The sequence below is a fragment of the Streptomyces misionensis genome, assembly GCF_900104815.1.
Taxonomy (GTDB): domain Bacteria; phylum Actinomycetota; class Actinomycetes; order Streptomycetales; family Streptomycetaceae; genus Streptomyces; species Streptomyces misionensis.
The window spans coordinates 5844011-5865240 of record NZ_FNTD01000004.1; the positions used below are offsets into that span (position 1 = coordinate 5844011).

Genomic DNA, 21230 nt, shown 5'->3' on the forward strand with positions numbered 1-21230 from the left:
GGGTTGAGGTGCGCGGTGCAAGTGCGATGCAAAGTTACACCCCCAACCAAGATTGACCCAGAGGCTCATAACTGCGTCTCAGACTCTGTCCCGAATCGTGAGACGGTGTGGGCCGGTTGGTAGGTGTCTGTCCGGATTTCTTCCTTCTTGACTGTGACCCAGGTCACCGAATACTTGTACTTGCGTCTTCTTATGCATGTCAGTCTACTCTTGTGTTGTCGTTCATAAATGATCACCAGGGCACGACGGGGGAGCAGTGATGTCCGACGCACCGTCAAGGTCCAGAGCCGTCGCGTACGCCGACGACGGCACCGATCCCATCGACGCACTGCCGGACTGGTCCGAGGCGCTGGCCGGGGTCGTCCACCTGTCGGTGCGCGAGCGCCAGGTGTTCCTGATGCTCGGCGCCGGCCATTCCAACCGCAGCATCGCCACCCGGCTCCGGGTGACCGAACGCACCGTCAAGGCGCATGTCGCCCAAGTGCTGAGCAAACTCCGGGTTGAATCCAGGCTGCAGGCGGGTCTCGTCGCCCACGCCTACCGCGTCATGAACGAAAGTCCAATTCACAGCCCGGGCCGCACGGGATAGAAAAGTCCCCGGCGCACCGCTCCGGATCGCGTCGGAGAGGCTGAGCCGTCCCCGTGGCGGCCAGGGGGTTCACCATGCCCTGCTGGCCTCCGCTTTGCCGCGGCATCGTGTGCAGCACGCCGTCGGCGAAGTTCACTTTCCCATTCCCTCGCGGAATTCCGCAGCCATTTCGTCCTGCGCTGCCTGAACGCCCACTCCCCGAACAAGGAGATGACGCGTGTCCCTCACCGATGTCGAGACAAGAAGCGCCCGTGCCGAGGGCGCACCCGACCCCGCCGATCCGCGGGAAACCATGCGGGCCCTGCCCGGTTTCCTCCAGTACCCGCTCACCGTCTTCACCGGCAAACCGCTGTCCGAGCAGACCGGGCTGCCGTGGACCCCGACCTTCCACCTGGCCGCGGCGGTGTTCGCGATGCTCGCCGGCACCGCCGTCGGCTCGGCCGCCTGGGCGCTCGGCGGCTGGTGGCTCCTCGCCCTGCTCCCCGGCTGGGCGCTCACCCTGCACGGCCTGCGCAACCTGCGCATGATGGTCTACCACCAGTGCTCGCACCGGAACATGTACCGGCGCCGCCGCCTGGACACCGTCATCGGACGGGCCATCTCCAGCCTGCTCGTCATCCAGAACTTCGAGCGCTACAGCCGCGAGCACGTCAGCGACCACCACGCCGCCCACCACATGACGCTGCGGGACCCCACCGTGCAGGCGTTCCTCGTCAGCCTCGAACTGAGCCCCGGGATGACGCGCCGTCAGATGTGGCGCCGGGTCGTCGGCAAGCTCCTCTCCCCGCGCTTCCACCTGGCCTTCTCCGTCTCCCGCGTGCGCTCCTTCTGGAGCACCGCCGCCCGCAGCGAGCGCGTCGCCGCGGTCGTGCTCTACACCGCCCTGGCCGCCGCCACCATCGCCACCGGCACCTGGCCGGCCCTGCTGCTCGTGTGGTTCGTGCCGCTGCTGCCGCTGTTCCAGGTCAGCAACACCCTGCGGCTGTGCGTCAAGCACACCTTCCCGGTGGCCGGCACCGAAGTCCGGCGCGGCCGCGACTACTTCGCCGGCCTCACCAACGCCATCTTCATCGGTGAACCCGCCCCCTCGGCCACGCTGCCGGCCGGCCGCCGCGCCCTCGCCTGGGTCCGCTGGGCGCTGCGCATGCTGTTCGTGCACGCCCCGACCCGCTACCTCGTGCTCACCGGCGACACCGTGGTCCACGACTACCACCACCGCTACCCCTCCAGCCGGGAGTGGGCCGACTACCTCTTCGCCCGCAAGCGCGACATCGAGGCCGGCCACAAGGGCTGGCCCGAGTACCACGAGGTGTGGGGCCTGGTCCCCGCCATCAACTACGTCTTCGACTCCCTGGCCGTCGCGGACCCGGCCGAGTACGACATCGCCCGGCTCCCGCACGTGAGCAAGCGCGAGCTGTTCGCCGCCTTCGACGACTGAGGCCCCGTACCGACCCGAGACCCGCACCACCCGCCATCTCCCATCCACAGGAGCCCCCATGCAGCAGCGGAAGATCATCCTGGGCGTGGCCGCGAGCGACGCGCACGCCGTGGCCAACCACCTGATCGCCCACGCCCTTCGCGGCATCGGCTACACCGTCGTCAATCTCGGCACCTGCACCCCGGTCGAGGAGTTCGCGGAAGCCTGCCGGGAGCATCCCGATGCCGAGGCGGTGGTCATCGGGAGTCTCAACGGCCATATCCACGAGGACCTCCGGGACCTGGCCGCCACCAAGGCCGAGGGCGCGATCCGGTGCCCCGTCATCGTCGGCGGCAACCTCTCGGTGGGCAGCAAGAAGGACCCCGCCGCCCTGGAGCGGCTCTACCGGCTCGGCGTCGACCGCATCGTGAACGACCCGGCCGCCCTGCCCGCCGTGCTCGACGAACTGCGCGCCACCCGCCCGGTGGCCGAGCCGCTGCTGGCCGTGTCATGACCAGCAAGATCGTCCTCCTCGGCGCGGACCGCGCCGGGGAGGCCCCCCACAGCGTCCCCGGCGCCGAGTCCCTCCCGCCGCTCGAGGAATCCGTCGCCTACGTCGCGTCCCTCGGCAAGCCCACGGCCGCCCAAGTGCTCCAGGATGCCCGCGAGTCCGGCCGGGTGGCGATCCAGCCGCGCTGCGGCGTCGGCGGCCACGAGGAGATGAAGGCCCTGCTGCGGGACCTGGAGGCCCAGGCGGCGCCCGACATCCTGACCCTGACCATCGACGCGCACACCCGCCTCAAGCGGTTCGAGCAGGCGCTGCGCACCCTCAACCGCGACCCCCGGGACCTCAACGGCTATCCGCTGGTCACCCACGGCTGGCAGCGCGGCCGGGACCTCAACGAAGCCGTCGCCGCGCCGCTGGAGATCCGCCACGGCTCGCCCGACGCCCGCGCCCTCTTCGACGTCTCGGTGGCCTCCGGCATCACCTCCTTCGAGGGCGGCGGCATCTCCTACAACCTGCCCTACTCCAAGGCCGTGCCGGTAGCGGAGTCGCTCGCCGCCTGGGAGGACGTGGACCGGGTGTGCGGCCGGCTCGCCGAACTCGGGCTGATCATCGACCGGGAGCTGTTCGGCACGCTGACCGCCGTCCTGGTCCCGCCGTCGATCAGCCTCGCGATCAGCGTGGTGGAGGCCGTGCTGGCCGCCCGGGCCGGGGTGCGCTGCATCTCGGTGGCCTATCCGCAGAGCGGCCACCTGGTGCAGGACGTGGCCGCGCTGCGCACCATCCCGCTGCTGGCCCGCCGCTACCTGCCCGAGGGCGTCCAGGTGCACGCCGTGTTCCACGAGTTCATGGGCGTCTTCCCCAGGGGCCGCGGCCACGCCGAGGACCTCATCTTCTACGGCGCGCTCGTCGCCCGGCTCGGCGGCGCCTCCAAGCTGATCACCAAGACCTACCAGGAGGCGTACGGCATCCCCGACACCCGCGCCAACGTCGAGGGGCTGCGGCTGGCCGCCCGCGCCAACTCCCCGCTGCTGGACTTCGTCGCGGTGGACGCGGACCGGGTCGCCGAGGAACAGGAGTGGATCCTCGCCGAGGTCGCCGACATCGTCGAACCCCTGCTGGAACAGCCGGACCTCAAGGCCGCGGTTTCGCAGGCGCTGGAGCGCGGCACGCTGGACATCCCGTTCAGCGCGAGCCGGTACGCGAAGTCGGAGATCATCCCGAAGCGGGACGCGGAGGGCGCCATCCGCTATCTGTCCGCCGGTTCGCTGCCCCTGTCCCGGCGCGCGTTGCGCCGCAACGACGAACTGCTGCGCCGCGCCGAGGCAGGCGGCGCGGACCCGGGACTCGGCTCCCTGCTGGCGGATCTGACCGGAGACATCAACTACTTCCTCACCCTGTTCGGGGAGAGCGACCGTGAGGGGACGTCGTGACCATCGCCGCGGAACCCGCCGCACCGCCGCGGGAACAGCACGCCGAAGACACCGGGGACCACAAGACGACCCGGACCCTCGACCGCGTGGTCATCCGCTTCGCGGGCGACTCGGGCGACGGGATGCAGCTGACCGGGGACCGGTTCACCTCCGAGACCGCGTCGTTCGGAAACGACCTGTCGACGCTGCCGAACTTCCCGGCGGAGATCCGTGCCCCCGCAGGCACCCTGCCCGGAGTCTCCTCGTTCCAGGTGCACTTCGCCGACCACGACATCCTCACCCCGGGTGACGCGCCGGACGTGCTGGTGGCGATGAACCCGGCCGCCCTGAAGGCGAACACGGGCGACCTGCCGCGCGGCGCCGAGATCATCGTCGACACCGACGAGTTCACGCCCCGCAACCTGGCCAAGGCCGGGTACGACGGCTCGCCGCTGGACGACGACTCGCTCGCCGCGTTCACGGTGCACCCGGTGCCGCTGACCACGCTGACGGTGGGCGCGCTGACCGGCTTCCCGCTGACCCGCAAGGAGGCGGAGCGGGCGAAGAACATGTTCGCGCTCGGCCTGCTGTCCTGGCTGTACCACCGGCCGACCGAGGGCACCGAACGCTTCCTGCGGACCAAGTTCGCACGGCGCCCCGAGATCGCGGAGGCGAACATCGCCGCCTTCCGCGCGGGCTGGAACTTCGGCGAGACCACGGAGGACTTCGCGGTCAGTTACGAAGTCGCCCCGGCGAGCCGGGCGTTCGCCCCCGGCACCTACCGCAACATCTCCGGCAACCTCGCCCTGTCCTACGGCCTGATCAGCGCCTCCCACCAGGCGGAACTCCCGCTGTTCCTGGGCTCGTACCCGATCACCCCGGCCTCCGACATCCTGCACGAGCTGAGCAAGCACAAGAACTTCGGCGTGCGGACCTTCCAGGCGGAGGACGAGATCGCCGCGATCGGTGCCGCGCTGGGCGCCTCCTTCGGGGGCTCGCTGGCGGTGACGACCACCTCGGGGCCGGGCGTCGCCCTGAAGTCGGAGACGATCGGGCTGGCCGTGTCCCTGGAACTGCCGCTGCTCATCGTGGACATCCAGCGCGGCGGCCCCTCGACCGGGCTGCCGACCAAGACCGAGCAGGCCGACCTCTTGCAGGCGATGTACGGCCGCAACGGCGAGGCGCCGGTCCCGGTGGTGGCGCCGGCCACCCCGGGCGAGTGCTTCACCGCCGCCCTGGACGCCGCCCGGATCGCCCTCACCTACCGCACCCCGGTGTTCCTGCTGTCCGACGGATACCTCGCCAACGGCTCGGAGCCCTGGCGGATCCCGGAACCCGGCGAACTCCCGGACCTGCGGGTGCCGTTCGCCACCGAACCCAACCACGACGGGGAGTTCTGGCCGTACCTGCGCGACCCGGTGACGCTGGCCCGCCCCTGGGCGGTGCCGGGCACCCCGGGCCTGGAGCACCGCATCGGCGGCATCGAGAAGCAGGACGGCACGGGCAACATCTCCTACGACCCGGCCAACCACGACTTCATGGTCCGCACCCGCCAGGCCAAGATCGACGGCATCGCCGTGCCCGATGTCACCGTCGACGACCCCGGCGGCGCGGCGGACACCCTGGTGCTCGGCTGGGGCTCCACCTACGGACCGATCACCGCGGCGGTACGGCGGGTGCGCGCCGAGGGCGGCCGGATCGCCCAGGCCCATCTGCGGCACCTGAACCCCTTCCCCGCCAACCTCGGCACCGTGCTGTCCGCCTACCGCACCGTGCTGGTGCCCGAGATGAACCTCGGTCAGCTCACCCAACTGCTGCGCGCCCGCTGGCTGGTGGACGCCCGTGCGCTCACCCAGGTCAACGGTATGCCGTTCAAGGCGGAGCAGCTCGCCACGGCGCTGAAGGAGGCCATCGATGACTGACACCGCGGGCGGACTGCTGCAACTGGTCCCCAAGGCCGAGGCCAGGCAGACGGCCAAGGACTTCAAGTCGGACCAGGAGGTGCGCTGGTGCCCGGGCTGCGGTGACTACGCGATCCTCGCCGCCGTACAGGGCTTCATGCCCGAACTCGGCCTGGCCCGGGAGAACATCGTCTTCGTCTCCGGCATCGGCTGCTCCTCCCGCTTCCCGTACTACATGAACACCTACGGGATGCACTCCATCCACGGCCGCGCCCCCGCCATCGCCACCGGCCTCGCCGCCTCCCGCCGCGACCTCAGCGTGTGGGTGGTCACGGGCGACGGCGACGCGCTGTCCATCGGCGGCAACCACCTGATCCACGCCCTGCGCCGCAACGTCAACCTCAAGATCCTGCTCTTCAACAACCGGATCTACGGCCTGACCAAGGGCCAGTACTCGCCCACCTCCGAGACCGGGAAGATCACCAAGTCCACGCCGATGGGCTCGGTCGACGCCCCCTTCAACCCCGTCTCGCTGGCCCTCGGCGCCGAGGCCACCTTCGTGGCCCGGACCATCGACTCCGATCGCAAGCACCTCACCGAGGTGCTGCGCGCCGCCGCCGCGCACCCGGGCACCGCCCTGGTCGAGATCTACCAGAACTGCAACATCTTCAACGACGGCGCGTTCGACGCCCTGAAGGACCGCCGGCGGGCCGAGGAGGCGCTGATCCGGCTGGAACACGGCCGGCCCATCCGCTTCGGTGCCGACGGCACGCGCGGCGTCGTCCGCGACCCGCGGACCGGGAGCCTCGACGTCGTCACCGTCACCCCGCAGAACGAGGCGGACCTCGTCGTCCACGACAGCGGGGCGCACGACCCCACCACCGCCTTCGCGCTCTCCCGGCTGACCGACCCCACCCCCGTCGGCGTCTTCCGCGACACCGAACGGACCGTCTACGACACCGCCCTCAACGCCCAGCTGGACGCCGCGGTCGACCGGCACGGCAAGGGCGACCTGACCGACCTCCTCACCGGCACCGACACCTGGACCGTCCTCGCCTGACCCCGCCCACCCACTTCGCAGGGAGACCGCAATGTCCACTCGCACCATCGACATCTGCATCGTCGGCGCCGGCCCCCGGGGCACCGTCGCGCTGGAACGCGTCTGCGCCAACGCGCCGCTGCTCAGCCCCGGCCAGGACGTCCACGTCCACGTCGTCGATCCCTACCCGGTCGGCGGCGGCCGGGTGTGGAAGTTCGACCAGCCGCGCGAGCTGCTCATGAACACCGTCGCCGGCGACGTCACCGTCTTCACCGACCAGACCGTCACCTGCGAGGGGCCGCTGACCCCCGGCCCCACCCAGTACCAGTGGGCCCGGATGGTCGCGGACGGCCTGGTGACCGACGTCAGCGACGAGGCGAAGGCCGAGGCCGCGCACATGGAGGCCTGGTCGTACGCCTCCCGCGCCTTCCAGGGCGAGTACCTGGGCTGGTCGTTCCGGCACATCGTGGAGCGCGCCCCGGCCGGGGTGTCCGTCAGCGTGCACCAGACCCGGGCGGTCTCCGTCACGGAGTCCCCGGACGGGATGCAGGAGGTGCGGCTGGAGGGCGAGGACCTGCCGCTGCGGGTGGACGCCGTGGTGCTCGCCCAGGGCCACTACGACGTGGCGCCCACCACCCGCGAGCAGCACCTCATCGACTTCGCGGCCCGGCACGGACTGCACTACGTGGCCCCCAACAGCCCCGCCGAGGCGGACCTCTCGTGGGTCGAGGCCGGCGAGCCGGTCATCGTGCGCGGGCTCGGCCTCAACTTCTACGACTACATGATCCTGCTCAGCGAGGGCCGCGGCGGCCACTTCGTCACCGAGGGCGACGGCCTGCGCTACCTGCCCAGCGGCGAGGAGCCGGTGATGTACGCGGGCTCCGGGCGCGGCATGCCCTACCGGGCCCGGGCGGAGATCAAACAGGAGGTCGTACCCCGCTACAAGCCCGACTTCATCACGGCCACCGAGATAGCCGAGCTGCGGCTCGGCGCCGGCACCGGGCGCACCGACTTCCTGCGGGACCTGTTCCCGCTGGTGGCCAAGGAGGTCGCCTGGGTGTACTACCGGGCGCTGCTGAAGGACACCGCACCCGAGGGGCACGCCCGGCTGGTGGCCGAGTTCCCGGGCCTGAGCTGGGGCAGCCCCCGCATGGAGCGGCTCATCGAGGAACTGGTGCCCGACCCGGAGCTGAGGTTCGACTGGAAGCGCCTGGACCGCCCGGCGGACGGGATCGGCTTCGCGGGACAGGCCGCCTTCCGCGACTGGATCACCGCCCAACTGGCCGAGGACCTGCGGCACTCCAGGCTCGGCCCGGAGCGCAGCGCGGTGAAGGCGGCCGCCGCGGTCATGCGCGACCTGCGCGAGGAGGTGCGGGCGGTCATCTCCCACCAGGGCATCAGCGGCGCCTCGTACCGCGACCACATCGACCGCTGGTTCAGCGGCCTGAACAACTACGCGGCCAGCGGCCCGCCGGCCACCCGGGTGGCCCAGCTGCTGGCGCTGGTGCGGGCGGGGATCGTCGAACCGCTCGGCCCCCGGATGAAGGTGAGCGCCGAGGAGGACGACGGTGTCTTCCTGGCCTCGTCCCCGGACGTGCCCGGCACCGAGGTGCGGGCCACCGCGCTGGTGGAGGCGCACCTGCCGCTCACCGACGTCCGCCGGGCCACCGATCCGCTGCTCGCCTCGCTGCGCGCGGCCGGGGAGTGCCGGGCGCACTTCATCCCGGACGCCGACGGCGGAGGGTACGAGACCGGCGGTCTGGACGTGACCGAGTCGACGTTCCAGGTGGTGCGCGGCGACGGCACCCCGCACCCGGCCCGCTTCAGCTACGGCCCGCCGGTCGAGTCCGTGCAGTGGGTCACGGCCATCGGCGCCCGTCCGCACGTCAACTCCCGCACGCTGCTCCAGGGCGACTCCATCGCCCGTTCGTGCCTGCGCCAGGGCATGGCGCGGCTCGCCCGGCTCGACGCCGACGACGCGGCCCGCCGCGAGACGGCGACCACTGTCCCGCTGGCCGGCTGACACCCCCGAGGAGACGGCAATGATCACGCTTGAGGCTGTACGAGAGCACGCCGCGACGGCACCGGACCGCGTGGCGGTCAGCGACGGGCAGGAGACGCTGACCTGGGCGGAGCTGGCGGACCGGGTGGCGGCGGTGCGGGCCTGGCTGACCCGCTCGCTGGACGCCGACGAGCCCAACCGGGCGATGGTGATCGCGGGCAACACCGTGCGCGTCGTGGTGGCGACCGCCGCGCTGACCTCGCTGGGCATCCCCTGGGTGGGGGTCGACCCGGAGCGGGACGGTGCCACGATCGGCGAGCAACTGGCCGCCGTGGGGCCCACGTTCATCGTGGTGGACAGCTCGCTGCCCAACCTGCCGGAGGACTTCTGGCCGCGCTGGGGCGACACCGCCGTACTGCTCGACCTGGTGGCGTTCCCCGCGTTCGACACCCGGGTCACGCACTACCTGGCCGTCGCGGAGGGCGAGCACCAGGCCGCCCCCTGGGTCCAACCCCCGTTCAGCGCACTGGGGTTCACCAGCGGTACCACCGGCACCCCGAAGCTGTTCGTGCGCCGCAAGCGCACCGAGAACCAGCGCGTCGCCTTCCTGCGGGACCGCTTCGCGTTCGGCCCCGGCGACTCCTTCCTGATCACCTCGCCCCTCGCCTTCGCCTCCGGACACGTGTGGGCGGGCGCCGCCCTCGCGCTCGGCGCCGCGGTGCGACTCGGCCCGCCGGACGCCGAGGCGGCCGTGGAGGTGCTGGCAACGGAGCGGCTGACCGGCGCGTTCTTCGTGCCGCCCTTCCTCGACCGGGTGCTGGAGGCGGCCACCACCACCCACCGGGGCGCCGATCTGACGGCCCTGCGCTTCCTGCTCACCGGCGGCCGGCACATCAGTCCGCGCACCATCGACCAGACCCGGTCCCGCCTCGGCGATCTGCTGTACGTGTACTACGCGACCACCGAGACCGGCATCAACACCATGGCGGATCCGGCCGACCTGGCCGCCGCCCCGTACGCGGCGGGCCGCTTCATGCCGGGCGTGACGGTCCGCGCGCTCGACCCGGACACCCTCGGCGAACTGCCGCCCGGCCGGGTGGGACTGCTGGCGATCGACAGCGCGTACGCCATGGACGAGTACGTGCACCGGCCGCTGGACACCGTCGAACTGGACGGCCGGCGGCACATCCTGACCAGCGACTACGGCTACCTCGGCGACGACGGGCGGCTCTACATCACGGCACGCTCCGAGCCCCGCCTCGACGTCGTGCGCGTGGAGGGGGCCATCAAGGAGGACCCGGCGGTGCGCGACGTGTGCGTCACCTCGGGGCTCGACGGCGCGGACACGGGCGCGGTCGCGGTGGTGGTGCTGCGGCCCGGGCTGGCACCCGAACTGCGGGACCGGGCCCTGGCCCGGGCCGGTGAGGTCCTCGGGCGGTTCGCCGGCCCGGCCAGGGTCACCGAGGCCGAGCGCATCCCGTACAACAGCGCGGGCAAGGTCGCGCTGCTGGTGCTGCGGGAGGAGCTGGCCGTGCGGCTGAGCGCCGCCTGATTTTCCACGGAAAGAGCACGTCAGAGCCCCTGCCGCAAGTCGGCGGGGGCTCTGTCTTGCGCTCTGTACCTACTAGTATGTACAGTCGAGTCATGAAGGCGACGAAGGAACACCTCGTCGAGGCCGCGGCCGAGTTGCTCTGGGAGCGCGGCTACGCGGCGACCAGCCCGGCGATGATCCAGAAGCGCTCCCACGCCGGACAGGGGAGCATGTACCACCACTTCTCCGGCAAGGCCGACCTGGCCGTCACCGCCATGCGGCACTCCGCGGGCCAGCTGCGGCTCGCCACGGAGACGGCGCTGGACAGCGGCACGACGGCCCTGGAACGGGTCGGCGCCTACCTCGACATGGAACGCAACCCGCTCGCCGGCTGCCGTGTCGGCCGGCTCGTCCAGGATCCCGACGTCGTCGCCGACGACCGGCTGCGCGCCCCCGTGGAGGAGTTCTTCGGCTGGCTCCAGCAGCGCATCGCCGATGTGCTCGCCGAGGGCGTGCGCAGCGGCGAACTGCGCCCGGACACCGACGTCGCGGCCATGGCCTCGCTCGTCATCGCCACCGTCCAGGGCGGCTATGTGCTCGCCCGCGCCCAGCAGGACCAGGCGGCGTTCCGCCGCGCCACCCAGGCCGCGAAGAGCGCCCTCGCCCACCTCAGGGCGTGACCCGGCCGTCCGCCGCCCCCGCTGCCCGGGGCGCGGCACCCCTCGCGCACCGGGTCACCGCCCTTCCGAACCGTCGCACCACCCCGCCGGACCCTCGCACCACCCCGCTCGCCGGACCCCGCCCCGGCACCGCGTCCGAAAGAAGGTTCACCCCATGACCACCGTCCCCGACTCGCCGACGAGCACGGCGCGCCAGCCGATAGGCACGCCCGGCACGCCCGCCGCTCCCGCCACGCCGGTGCGCAGCGCGCGCCACACCGCCCTCGCCCTCGCCGCCGTCTGCCTCGGCTTCTTCATGATCCTGCTGGACGGCAGCGCCCTGAACATCGCCCTGCCCGCCATCGAGCGGGACGTGCACGGCTCGATGGCCGCCCTCCAGTGGGTCGTCACCATCTACACCATCCCGCTGGCCAGCATCCTGCTCACCGCCGGCAGCATCAGCGACCGCTGGGGCGCCCGCCGGCTGTTCGTCTCCTCGCTCGCCGCGTTCACCGCCGCGTCCCTGCTGTGCGCGGTCAGCCCGAACCTGACCGTCCTGGTGGTGGCCCGCTTCCTCCAGGGCATCGCGGCCGGCGGTCTGCTGCCCACCACCCTGGCGATCATCGCCCGCACCTACCCCGACCCGATCGAGCGCGCCAAGGCCATCACCGTCTGGGGCGCCACCGGCGGACTCGCCCTGGTCGCCGGCCCGATCGGCGGCGGCGCGCTGACCGAACTCCTCGGCTGGCGCTCGATCTTCCTCATCAACGTGCCCGTCGGCCTGGTCACCCTCTACCTCGCCCAGCGCTACGCCAGCGAGACCCCCCGGCGCGAGGCCCGCGCCGCCGACCTGCCCGGCCAGCTGACCGGCATCATCGCCCTCTCCGCGATCGTCGCCTACCTGATCGAGGGCGGCTCGCTGGGCTGGCTCGCCCCCGTCCCGCTCGTCCTGCTCGCCGTCGCCGTCGTCACCGCGATCACCTTCGTCGCCGTCGAGTCCCGCTCCCAGCACCCGATGCTGCCGCTGGCCGTCTTCCGCCGCGCCGCGTTCTCCGCCTCCATCACCAACGGCTTCGCCTTCCAGTTCGGCGGCTACGGCCTCCAGTTCATGCTCGCCATCTACCTCCAGCAGCAGTGGGGCCTGAGCGCCGAGAAGACCGGCGTGTACTTCCTGCCCTTCGGCATCGCCTGGGTGTTCGGCACCATCGTCCTCAACCGCCGCCTGGTACACCGCGGTCCGCGGTTCCTGCTGTGGACCGGCGCGCTGTCCTCCTTCATCGGCAGCGCCCTGCTGCTCGGCGTCACCGACCAGAGCACCTGGCCGCTGTTCGCCATCGGCACCAGCCTGACCGGTCTCGGCTGCGGAGTGTTCTCGCCGAGCCTCAACGCCGCCGCCCTGCTGGCCATCGACCCGGCCTACGCCGGCCTCGGCTCCGGCGTCCTCAACACCGCCCGCCAGGTCGGCATGGCGATGGGCGTGGCCCTGCTCGGCTCCCTGATCGGCATGCACGACACGATGCTCGGCCTGCGCGTGAGTGTCGTCCTGGTGGCGCTCTGCTTCTTCGCCATCATCGGTCTGAGCGTCGCGTACGTGCCGCGCAAGGAGACCGCCTGACCAACCCGCACCGGGCGGGGCCGTGCCGGACGGACCACCGACGGCACGGCCCCGCCGCCCATCCGTAGAACCAGCGACGAGAACGGCAAGGAGCGCCCCCATGCGCGCAGTAGTGGCCGAGCGGCACGGCGGACCCGAAGTACTCACCGAGACCGAACGCCCCGACCCCCGGCCGGGCCCCGGCGAACTGCTGGTCCGCCTGACCGCCGCCGGGATCAACTACAAGGACGTCTACGAACGCGAGGGCCGCGCCGCGCTGCGCGCCCCCTTCGTCCCCGGCAGCGAGGGCGCGGGCACGGTCGTGGCCACCGGCGCGGACGTCACCGGGTTCGGGCCCGGCGACCGCGTCGCCTGGTGCGCGGCCCCCGCCTCCTACGCCGAACTCGTCGCGGTCCCCGCCCGCGCCGCGGTGCGCGTCCCGGACGACATCTCCGACAGCGACGCCGCCGCGGCCATGCTCCAGGGACTGACCGCCCACTACCTGACGACCTCCACCTACCGGGCGGCCGAGGGCGAGACCGCGCTCGTGCACTCCGCGGCCGGCGGCCTCGGACAGCACCTGGTGCGCCTGCTCGTCCGCCGGGGCGCCCGGGTCATCGGCACCGTCTCCACGCCCGGCAAGACCGCCGCGGCCGAGTCGGCCGGCGCCCACCACGTCATCGTCCGCGGCGCCGCCGACGACCTGACCCGGCAGGTCCTCGACCGGACCGACGGCAGGGGAGTGGACGTCGTCTACGACGGCATCGGCAAGGACACCTTCGAGGCGGGCCTCGCCGCGCTGCGGCCCCGCGGGATGTTCGTGCTGGTCGGCGCCGCCTCCGGGCCCGTCCCACCGCTCGACCCCCAGTCGCTCGCGCCCCGCGGCTCGCTGTTCCTCACCCGCCCTACCCTGGTCGACCACGCCACCGACCCCGCCGAACTGGCCGGCCGCGCCGCCGACGTCTTCGGCTGGCTCCGCGAGGGCGTGCTGAAGACCACGATCGGCGGCCGGTACGGCTTCGACCGGGCCGCCCGCGCCCACGCCGACCTCCAGTCCGGCACCACCACCGGCAAACTCCTCCTCCAGCCGGGGCACTGAGCGGCCCGCAGACCGGAGGGACAGCCGAAGGAACGGAGACGCCCATGACCCGTTTCGCCCGCATCGCGTACACCGACTCGGTCCGCGGCGTCCAGGAACGCAACGGCAGCGGCCAGGCCATGCTGCGGCAACTGGACGGACCCGACGAACCCGACCCGCTCGGACCGGTGGAGCAGCAGTTCATCGCCGAACGCGACAGCTTCTACATGGCCACCGTCAGCGAGACCGGCTGGCCCTACATCCAGCACCGCGGGGGCCCGCCCGGCTTCCTGCACGTGCTGGACGAGCACACCGTCGCCTTCGCCGACGTGGGCGGCAACCGGCAGTTCATCACCACCGGAAACCTGCGGCACAACGACCGGGTCGCCCTCTTCCTGATGGACTACGCCTACCGCACCCGGCTGAAGCTGTTCGGCCGCGCCCGCTGGCAGGACGCCGACGAGGCCCCCGCCCTGGCCGGCCGGCTCGCCCGGCCGCGCACCGACGGCCGCCTGGAACGGCTCGTCACCATCACCGTCGAGGGCCTCAGCTGGAACTGCCCCAAACACATCACCCCCCGCTTCACCCCGGCCGAACTGGACGAGGTGCTGCAACCGATCAGGGACGAGATCACCAGGCTGAGGGAGGCGAACCGGGCCCTCACCGCCGAGAAGAAGGAGTGATTCACGAGCGCGACCCTCCGGACGGGGAGCGTACGCGCGGAGCGGGATGCATGGTGAAAGGAACCGCCCTCCGTCGGGCGCTGGTTGGCATCGATCCGATGCCGCCGGCGCCCTGCTCTCCGGTGAACAGCGAACCCTTCAGTTCGTGTGCAGCTGCAAATATGATGACCCGGGTTCCGGAAAGGCGATCCCCCTCGCGGCAGTCCCCTGTCCGCGGGGGAGACCGGGGTGTCGCAGGGCGATCCCGGCGGCGTAACCTAAGGGCGCCATGCCGTACGAACCGCCTACCCACACCGTCGAGCGCTCCCTGCGCGCCACGACCGGAGCGAAGGTCATCGCCGGTGTCGACGAGGTGGGGCGCGGCGCCTGGGCCGGACCCGTCACCGTCTGCGCGGCGGTCACCGGACTGCGCCGACCGCCCGCGGGCCTGACCGACTCCAAGCTGCTGACCCTCAGGCGGCGCACCGAACTGGACGAGATCCTGCGGACATGGGTGACCGCGTACGCGCTGGGGCATGCTTCCCCGGAGGAGATCGACGGCATGGGGATGACGGCCGCGCTGCGGCTCGCCGCCGTCCGCGCCCTGGAGGCCTTGCCGGTCCGTCCCGACGCCGTCATCCTCGACGGGAAACACGACTACCTCGGTGCCCCGTGGCGGGTGCGCACGGTGATCAAGGGCGATCGGTCGTGCGTCGCCGTCGCGGCGGCCTCCGTGATCGCCAAGGTCCAGCGCGACAAAATGATGGCCGAACTGGGTGTCGACCATGCAGACTTCGGGTTTGCGGACAATGCCGGGTATCCGTCGCCCGTGCACAAAGCCGCACTGGAAGAGCGGGGCCCCACCCCGCACCACCGTTTGTCGTGGGCGTATCTTGATGCGCTGCCCCAGTGGCGGCATCTCAAGAAGGCCCGCACGTGGGCGGACGGAAACGTTCCGGAGATCGAGGGGCAGCTCGGCTTCGATTTCTGATCGGTCCGCTCGCACTGATGTGCCACCCCGTCGTCAGTGCCGCCTCAACGTTTGATAAAAATCAGCTCATGCCTCTCATTCCCGAGGAGCCTCAGATTCACGAGAGTGCCCAGGGTCCCCGCGCCACGCCGGCCAGCGGCCGCACCGCGCCGACCCCTCGCCCCGTACCCGGCCCCCGCCCCGCGGCGCCGTCCCGCCCCGGTCGTCCCGGCCCTCAGCGGCCCGCGCCGCCGGTGCAGCGCACGCCGCGTGACGTGGCTCCGGCCAAGCCGGGCCCGTCCGGTCCGGCCGCTCCCGCCGCCGTGGCCGGCCCGCAGATCCAGCTGATCCCGGCCTCGGCCGAGGGTGCGCTCGACGCCGCCGAAGAGGCCGTCGACCTGTTGCTGGACTCGGGCCGCGCCCCCGGTGACGTACTCGTGATCACCACCGGTGCCCAGCACCCGTGGGCCGAGCACGAGCTGTCCTTCGGCGAAGCGTCCTACTGGGCGCAGCACGACGCCGGTGACGACGTCTTCTACACGGACGCCGCCATCGCCTCCCGTGCCGCGTCCCGTCCGGTGGTCGTCGTGGCCGTCAACGGGGGCCCGGCCTCCGCCGCCGGCACCGCCCTCCCGCTGGCCCACTCCCGGGCCGGTGCCCTGCTGATCGTCTGCGGCGACCCGCAGCAGATCAACGGGGTGCTGGGCGCCGGAGTCTGAGCCGGCGCGCCCAGGCGCCCGGAGAACCCGGGACCTCGGGGCCGGGGCTCGGCGAGCCCGGGCGACGAGTCGTCCACGTGGTCACCGCTCGGAGCGGTCTTCGGCGTGCCCGGGCGACGGGAGCGCCGTGCCGGGTCGCCCCGGGCAGAGGTGATCGCCGGAAGGCCGTACGACCCTCGGGCCACGCCCACCGGGCCGGCCGTGCCCGGCGCGCTCCGACTGCCCCGCACTGCAACCCGGTTGGCACCGGGACGTCCGGAACGGAAGGGGGGACCTTCCGTCGGCGGCGTCCGGTCCGGCCGGTGGGGGAGTCGGTGCCGTACGGCCACGGACCGGTCGGCTTACGGCCACGGACCGGTCGGTCGCCCGAGCGGGCGTCGTAGGTCCGGGGTCGTCCGCGTCGTTCGGGAACGGCGGTCGCGGCTACAGCGCGGGTGTCGTGCCTCCGCGGACCGTCCGCAGCGGGTGTCGTACGTCCATGGCACGGCCGGTGGCCGGAGCGGGCGCCCTGCGTCCACCGGCTCGTCCCGACCGGACGCCGGGCGTACGCGGATCGGCCCCGAGGCGGTGCCGCGCCTACGCGGACCGGCCCGGGTCGGCCGTCCCCTCAGCGGGCAGCGGCCCGGCGCAGCACCTCGGAGACCGGTCCGCCGGTACGCGGCGGGGGCGGCGGGGCGTCCGCCGTGGCGAAGGGCTCCGGCGCCGAACGGGCGTTGGGGCGACGACCGCCGCGGTCCTCGCCCAGCACCTGCCAGCCGTCGCGGGTCAGCGTGATGTACGCCCCGCAGCGCAGCCCGTGCAGCGTGCAGGCGTCGCGCAGTCCCCACATCCAGGCGCCGTCCTCCTCGGTCCAACGCGCGTCGCCCTCGCGGCAGTAGAGCAGGACGGCGGTGCGCACCGGGGTGCGGCGGCGCAGATCGTGCGGAATGACCCGGCGCAGCTGGGACAGCAGCGCGTTGCGCAGCATCCAGCCGTCCGCCGGGGCGGCGCGGCGGGTGAACGAGGCGCTGGCGCAGAGCCGCTCGTCCGGATCGAGGACGGCCACGATCGCTGTGGACGGCCTCGGATGATGTCGGGCGTGGAGCCCGCTGACGACCTCACGCGGGTTGCGCAGCAGGGGGATTCCGGCGGCGGCCCACTCCGCCGGCTCCAGCAGGCGGCCGGCGGAAGTGGTGGAGGTCGACAACGAGGCCGCCGAGGACGAGGCGAATCCGAAGGTCACGTTCCTCCCTTCGGCTACGCGCCCACACAGCGGGCGAGGTCGGATTCGGGAGCGCGCACCGCAGTGGAGCCCGGCCGGATCACGGGCGGACCGTGCGGGGAGCGGATCTCAATTCTTCCTGTCGAACTGGGATGCGGCAACGAGCAATTGAGGTCGCCGCCGGTTATCGGATGGTGCGTGGCTTATATCCCTACCCACAGGTCAGGCCGCTGACGCATGGGGCCGGGCCGGGCGTCGGCCGTGGACTTGCCGCCTGGGCCACCGTCACCGGCAGATCGGGCCGGGACAGGGGCGCGGTCCGGCTGGTCGTGCCCCGGAGCGCGCGTGGAGCGGGCATGCCGTCCGTCACGCGGGGTGAAGTGGCCGATTGTCCTTGCCGTCGGGTTGCATGGAGGCATGAACGATCTGGAGCTGCGTGCCGAAGCCGACGCCATCCTCGCCGAGCTGGTCGGTGATCCGACGGGGGCGGCGCGGCTGCGGGAGGACCAGTGGCAGGCGGTGGCGGCGCTGGTGGTGGAGCGCCGTCGCGCCCTGGTCGTGCAGCGCACGGGGTGGGGCAAGTCGGCGGTGTACTTCGTGGCCACGGCGCTGCTGCGCCGACGCGGCTCCGGACCCACGGTGATCGTCTCCCCGCTGCTGGCGTTGATGCGCAACCAGGTCGAGGCGGCGGCGCGGGCCGGTATCCACGCGCGGACCATCAACTCGGCCAATCCGGAGGAGTGGGAGACGATCCACGAGGAGGTCGGCCGCGGCGACGTCGACGTTCTCCTGGTGAGCCCCGAGCGCCTCAATTCAGTGGACTTCCGTGAGCACATGCTGCCCAAGCTCGCGGCGACGACGGGCCTGCTGGTGGTGGACGAGGCGCACTGCATCTCCGACTGGGGCCACGACTTCCGCCCCGACTACCGCAGGCTGCGGGCGATGCTGGCCGAGCTCGCCCCGGGGGTCCCGGTGCTGGCCACCACGGCGACCGCCAACGCCCGGGTCACGGCGGACGTGGCCGAGCAACTGGGTACCGGCGCCGGCGAGGCACTGGTGCTGCGCGGTCCCCTGGACAGGGAGAGTCTGCGGTTGGGCGTGGTGCGGCTGCCGGACGCGGCGCACCGGATGGCGTGGCTGGCCGAGCATCTGGACGAGCTGCCGGGTTCCGGGATCATCTACACGCTCACCGTGGCCGCCGCCGAGGAGGCCACCGCGTTCCTGCGGCAGCGCGGCCTCCAGGTGGCCTCGTACACGGGCAGGACGGAGAACGCGGACCGCCAGCAGGCCGAGGACGACCTGCTGCACAACCGGGTCAAGGCGCTGGTGGCCACCTCCGCGCTGGGGATGGGTTTCGACAAGCCGGACCTCGGCTTCGTGGTCCACCTCGGTTCGCCGTCCTCGCCGATCGCCTACTACCAGCAGGTGGGTCGCGCGGGCCGCGGTGTGGCGCACGCGGAGGTGCTGCTGCTGCCGGGCAAGGAGGACGAGGCGATCTGGCGCTACTTCGCCGAGACCGCCTTCCCCCCGGAGGAACAGGTGCGCCAGACCCTCGCGGCCCTCGCCGAGGCGGGGCGGCCACTGTCCGTGCCGGCCTTGGAAGGCTCGGTGGATCTGCGGCGCAGCCGGCTGGAGACGATGTTGAAGGTGCTGGACGTGGACGGCGCCGTGCGGCGGGTGAAGGGCGGCTGGACGGCCACGGGTGCCGGCTGGGTGTACGACGCCGAGCGGTACGCACGGGTGGCCCGGCAGCGTGCGGCCGAGCAGCAGGCGATGCGCTCGTACGTGACCACCACCGAATGCCGCATGGAGTTCCTGCGTCGCCTGCTGGACGACGAGGAGGCCGCGCCGTGCGGTCGCTGCGACAACTGCGCGGGCGCTTGGGCCGACCCCGCCGTCTCGGCGGAGACTCTCGCGGGGGCGACGAAGGAGCTGGGCCGCCCTGGGGTGGAGATCGAGCCGCGCCGGATGTGGCCGACGGGCATGCCGGCACTCGGCGTCGACCTCAAAGGGCGCATCCCGGCCCAGCAGCAGTGTTCCACCGGCCGGGCACTGGGGCGGCTCTCCGACATCGGCTGGGGCAACCGGCTGCGGCCGCTGCTGTCCGAGCAGGCGCCCGACGAGCCGGTCCCCGAGGACGTGCTGAAGGCCGTCGTGACGGTCCTCGCGGACTGGGCGCGCTCTCCGGGCGGCTGGATGTCGGACGGCCCGGACGCCTCCGCCAGGCCGGCAGGGGTCGTCTCGGTGCCGTCCCTGACCCGCCCTCGGCTGGTCGCGTCCCTCGCTCGGGGAGTCGCGGACATCGGGCGGCTTCCCTACCTGGGCAGCCTGGCGTACACCGGCCCGAGCGGCGCGCACGCGGCACGGCGCAGCAACTCCGCCCAACGGCTCCGCGCGCTGGCCGGCGCCTTCACCCTCCCCGAGGACCTGGCCGACGCCCTGGCCCGCACCCCGGGGCCGGTCCTGCTCGTGGACGACTACACCGACTCCGGCTGGACCCTCGCGGTCGCCGCGCGTCTGCTGAGGCAGAAGGGAGCCGACCAGGTTCTGCCGCTGGTGCTCGCCGCGGCGGGCTGAAAGCCCCTCCGCCCGTCGTGGCGGATGGGAGCCGGGCGGCGGCCAGCAGGCCGCGTCGCTTCAGGGTGTGGGCGCGGTGAGATACCGCTGGATCGTGGGGCCGAGCCAGTCCAGGATCTCGTCGCGGCCGAGCGCCACGCTCGCCGGGAACCGCAGGACGTAGCGCGTCAGCGCGAGTCCGAGCACGGTCGCGGCGCACAGCGCCGCGCGTGTTTGTGCCTGCTCCGGCTCGGGGCCCACCTGCCGGGCCAACGGGATCAACTGGTCGCGCAGCACGCTCTGCATGCGTTCGGCGGCGGCCGGGTCGGTGGCACCGACCCGCATCAGTGCGGTGAGTCCCTCGTTCTCCTCCCACACGGTGAGGAAGTGGCTCACCAGCGTGCGGCCGATCGCTTCGCGCGGTTCGACGGGCAGGTCGAGCAGTGCGGGGTCGATCGCGACGGCGGCCGCGAACAGGCCCGCCTTGCTGTCGTAGTAGCGCATCACCATCGACGGGTCGATCTTCGCGTCGCGCGCGATGGCCCGGATGGTCGCCTTCTCGTAGCCGTCCGCCGCGAACCGCTCGCGGGCCGCGGTGAGGATCGCCGCGCGGGTCGCGTCGGAACGCCGTACGGCCTGCTGCTTCTCCGGGGTGCCGGTCATGCCGACGAATGTAGGCCAACGAGTGTTGACAGTCCAGGACCGCGGTCCTACGGTTGCCAACAGACGTTGTCAACGCTCGTTGGCAACGCATGTTGGCTAGATCGTGACACCACCCCTGAGCGCACCACCGGAAGCGAGAGGACGTACCGAAATGGCCAAGCTCCAGAGCCTCGACCCGCACACGCCGATGTTCAGGCAGTTCCAGGAGAGGACCGGGCCCATCGTCCTGGCCAACACCTTCGCCGTTCCCCGGGAACGGACCGAGGAGTTCCTGGCTCTCTTCCGGCGGCAGGCCGAGTTCATGAAGGCGCAGCCGGGATTCGTCTCCCTGCGGATGCACCGGGGAACGGCGGGCAGCCGGCTCCTCATGAACGTCGCGGTCTGGGAGTCGACCGAGGCGCTCGCCACCGCGCTCGGCAGCCCCGAGTTCCAGCGCATGGCGGCCGACTTCCCCGACGACATCGTGTCGTACCCGCACATCTTCGAGCCGATCGACGTATGACACGGCGGCCGCGGCCGATCCACCGCCGACGACGGCAAGCACGTGGAGGGCCGCAGGGGCACTTGCTTCCGCGACCCCGGCGGACACCTCGTGGAGATCCTCACCCCGGGTGACGCGGGGGCGTGAGGTCGGCCGGTCGCGGACCTGTGGACAACCGCCGGGGGTTGTCGTGTCCCTGATTCGAGTTGTCCACAGGCTCCAGCGGGAAGCCGGGATTCGCGAGATCGTCG

At 72.3% G+C, this 21230-nt stretch carries 18 protein-coding genes; 16 read left to right on the forward strand and 2 right to left on the reverse strand.

Translation table 11 applies throughout. The features are described from left to right. Nucleotides 1-259 precede the first annotated feature (259 nt). The 14 genes from BLW85_RS28345 to BLW85_RS28410 all read left to right on the forward strand — a co-directional run bounded on the left by BLW85_RS28345 (nucleotide 260) and on the right by BLW85_RS28410 (nucleotide 16078). Complete coding sequence (locus BLW85_RS28345; RefSeq protein WP_079172439.1) at nucleotides 260-589, forward strand: helix-turn-helix domain-containing protein; 330 nt, start codon at nucleotides 260-262, stop codon at nucleotides 587-589. Between the two features lie 217 nt (nucleotides 590-806). Then, nucleotides 807-2027, forward strand: coding sequence for a fatty acid desaturase (locus BLW85_RS28350; protein ID WP_239697896.1), 1221 nt, complete (start codon nucleotides 807-809; stop codon nucleotides 2025-2027). A gap of 58 nt (nucleotides 2028-2085) precedes the next feature. Next, nucleotides 2086-2520, forward strand: coding sequence for a cobalamin-dependent protein (locus tag BLW85_RS28355; RefSeq protein WP_070025973.1), 435 nt, complete (start codon nucleotides 2086-2088; stop codon nucleotides 2518-2520). After that, nucleotides 2517-3944 (forward strand): methylaspartate mutase, encoded by a 1428-nt coding sequence (locus tag BLW85_RS28360; protein ID WP_070025972.1) that lies wholly within the window; start codon nucleotides 2517-2519, stop codon nucleotides 3942-3944. The genes BLW85_RS28355 and BLW85_RS28360 overlap by 4 nt, the downstream gene beginning before the upstream one ends. 2 nt (nucleotides 3945-3946) lie before the next feature. Then, nucleotides 3947-5845 carry a 2-oxoacid:acceptor oxidoreductase subunit alpha gene (locus BLW85_RS28365; RefSeq protein ID WP_425275374.1) on the forward strand — a complete coding sequence of 633 codons (1899 nt, stop codon included), beginning with the start codon at nucleotides 3947-3949 and terminating at the stop codon, nucleotides 5843-5845. Continuing rightward, on the forward strand, nucleotides 5838-6884 hold the full coding sequence (locus BLW85_RS28370; protein ID WP_074993667.1) for a 2-oxoacid:ferredoxin oxidoreductase subunit beta: 1047 nt from the start codon (nucleotides 5838-5840) through the stop codon (nucleotides 6882-6884). Before BLW85_RS28365 ends, BLW85_RS28370 begins: the two co-directional genes overlap by 8 nt. Nucleotides 6885-6915: 31 nt before the next feature. Further along, the gene (locus tag BLW85_RS28375) at nucleotides 6916-8886 is read left to right on the forward strand and encodes an FAD/NAD(P)-binding protein (RefSeq protein ID WP_074993669.1); all 1971 of its coding nucleotides are present in this window, start codon (nucleotides 6916-6918) and stop codon (nucleotides 8884-8886) included. Between the two features lie 19 nt (nucleotides 8887-8905). Further along, nucleotides 8906-10417, forward strand: a complete 1512-nt coding sequence (locus BLW85_RS28380) for a class I adenylate-forming enzyme family protein (protein ID WP_070023022.1) — start codon at nucleotides 8906-8908, stop codon at nucleotides 10415-10417. 92 nt (nucleotides 10418-10509) lie between these two features. Further along, nucleotides 10510-11076: a TetR/AcrR family transcriptional regulator gene (locus tag BLW85_RS28385; RefSeq protein WP_244174922.1), complete on the forward strand. Its 567-nt coding sequence runs from the start codon at nucleotides 10510-10512 to the stop codon at nucleotides 11074-11076. Between the two features lie 154 nt (nucleotides 11077-11230). Next, the gene (locus tag BLW85_RS28390; protein WP_074993673.1) at nucleotides 11231-12670 is read left to right on the forward strand and encodes an MFS transporter; all 1440 of its coding nucleotides are present in this window, start codon (nucleotides 11231-11233) and stop codon (nucleotides 12668-12670) included. A 100-nt stretch (nucleotides 12671-12770) separates the two neighbouring features. Further along, nucleotides 12771-13748: a quinone oxidoreductase family protein gene (locus BLW85_RS28395; protein ID WP_074993675.1), complete on the forward strand. Its 978-nt coding sequence runs from the start codon at nucleotides 12771-12773 to the stop codon at nucleotides 13746-13748. A gap of 44 nt (nucleotides 13749-13792) precedes the next feature. Next, a complete protein-coding gene (locus BLW85_RS28400; protein ID WP_070023018.1) occupies nucleotides 13793-14410 on the forward strand; it encodes a pyridoxamine 5'-phosphate oxidase family protein in 618 nt (205 codons plus the stop codon). Nucleotides 14411-14678: 268 nt separating this feature from the next. Continuing rightward, complete coding sequence (locus BLW85_RS28405) at nucleotides 14679-15380, forward strand: ribonuclease HII (RefSeq protein WP_070023017.1); 702 nt, start codon at nucleotides 14679-14681, stop codon at nucleotides 15378-15380. A gap of 68 nt (nucleotides 15381-15448) precedes the next feature. Then, on the forward strand, nucleotides 15449-16078 hold the full coding sequence (locus tag BLW85_RS28410) for a hypothetical protein (RefSeq protein ID WP_071828765.1): 630 nt from the start codon (nucleotides 15449-15451) through the stop codon (nucleotides 16076-16078). A 607-nt stretch (nucleotides 16079-16685) separates the two neighbouring features. Here BLW85_RS28410 and BLW85_RS28415 read toward each other — a convergent pair. Beyond that, complete coding sequence (locus BLW85_RS28415) at nucleotides 16686-17300, reverse strand: hypothetical protein (RefSeq protein ID WP_074993677.1); 615 nt, start codon at nucleotides 17298-17300, stop codon at nucleotides 16686-16688. Between the two features lie 396 nt (nucleotides 17301-17696). On the opposite strand from BLW85_RS28415, the gene BLW85_RS28420 reads away from it, so the two are divergent. After that, a complete protein-coding gene (locus BLW85_RS28420; RefSeq protein ID WP_074993679.1) occupies nucleotides 17697-19856 on the forward strand; it encodes a RecQ family ATP-dependent DNA helicase in 2160 nt (719 codons plus the stop codon). A 60-nt stretch (nucleotides 19857-19916) separates the two neighbouring features. Here the strand turns inward: BLW85_RS28420 and BLW85_RS28425 are convergent, their stop codons facing one another. After that, nucleotides 19917-20498 carry a TetR/AcrR family transcriptional regulator gene (locus BLW85_RS28425; protein ID WP_070023013.1) on the reverse strand — a complete coding sequence of 194 codons (582 nt, stop codon included), beginning with the start codon at nucleotides 20496-20498 and terminating at the stop codon, nucleotides 19917-19919. A 151-nt stretch (nucleotides 20499-20649) separates the two neighbouring features. Here BLW85_RS28425 and BLW85_RS28430 point away from each other — a divergent pair, with 151 nt between their 5' ends. Continuing rightward, the gene (locus BLW85_RS28430) at nucleotides 20650-21000 is read left to right on the forward strand and encodes an antibiotic biosynthesis monooxygenase family protein (protein WP_074993681.1); all 351 of its coding nucleotides are present in this window, start codon (nucleotides 20650-20652) and stop codon (nucleotides 20998-21000) included. Nucleotides 21001-21230 lie beyond the last annotated feature (230 nt).

Excerpts from the sequence above, each read along its gene's own strand:
- BLW85_RS28355 (WP_070025973.1), top strand. The coding sequence starts at position 2,086 with ATGCAGCAGCGGAAGATCATCCTGGGCGTGGCCGCGAGCGACGCGCAC.
- BLW85_RS28425 (WP_070023013.1), bottom strand. The coding sequence starts at position 20,498 with ATGACCGGCACCCCGGAGAAGCAGCAGGCCGTACGGCGTTCCGACGCG.
- BLW85_RS28345 (WP_079172439.1), top strand. The coding sequence starts at position 260 with ATGTCCGACGCACCGTCAAGGTCCAGAGCCGTCGCGTACGCCGACGAC.
- BLW85_RS28385 (WP_244174922.1), top strand. The coding sequence starts at position 10,510 with ATGAAGGCGACGAAGGAACACCTCGTCGAGGCCGCGGCCGAGTTGCTC.
- BLW85_RS28360 (WP_070025972.1), top strand. The coding sequence starts at position 2,517 with ATGACCAGCAAGATCGTCCTCCTCGGCGCGGACCGCGCCGGGGAGGCC.
- BLW85_RS28380 (WP_070023022.1), top strand. The coding sequence starts at position 8,906 with ATGATCACGCTTGAGGCTGTACGAGAGCACGCCGCGACGGCACCGGAC.
- BLW85_RS28375 (WP_074993669.1), top strand. The coding sequence starts at position 6,916 with ATGTCCACTCGCACCATCGACATCTGCATCGTCGGCGCCGGCCCCCGG.
- BLW85_RS28420 (WP_074993679.1), top strand. The coding sequence starts at position 17,697 with ATGAACGATCTGGAGCTGCGTGCCGAAGCCGACGCCATCCTCGCCGAG.
- BLW85_RS28395 (WP_074993675.1), top strand. The coding sequence starts at position 12,771 with ATGCGCGCAGTAGTGGCCGAGCGGCACGGCGGACCCGAAGTACTCACC.
- BLW85_RS28410 (WP_071828765.1), top strand. The coding sequence starts at position 15,449 with ATGCCTCTCATTCCCGAGGAGCCTCAGATTCACGAGAGTGCCCAGGGT.
- BLW85_RS28370 (WP_074993667.1), top strand. The coding sequence starts at position 5,838 with ATGACTGACACCGCGGGCGGACTGCTGCAACTGGTCCCCAAGGCCGAG.
- BLW85_RS28390 (WP_074993673.1), top strand. The coding sequence starts at position 11,231 with ATGACCACCGTCCCCGACTCGCCGACGAGCACGGCGCGCCAGCCGATA.
- BLW85_RS28430 (WP_074993681.1), top strand. The coding sequence starts at position 20,650 with ATGGCCAAGCTCCAGAGCCTCGACCCGCACACGCCGATGTTCAGGCAG.
- BLW85_RS28405 (WP_070023017.1), top strand. The coding sequence starts at position 14,679 with ATGCCGTACGAACCGCCTACCCACACCGTCGAGCGCTCCCTGCGCGCC.
- BLW85_RS28400 (WP_070023018.1), top strand. The coding sequence starts at position 13,793 with ATGACCCGTTTCGCCCGCATCGCGTACACCGACTCGGTCCGCGGCGTC.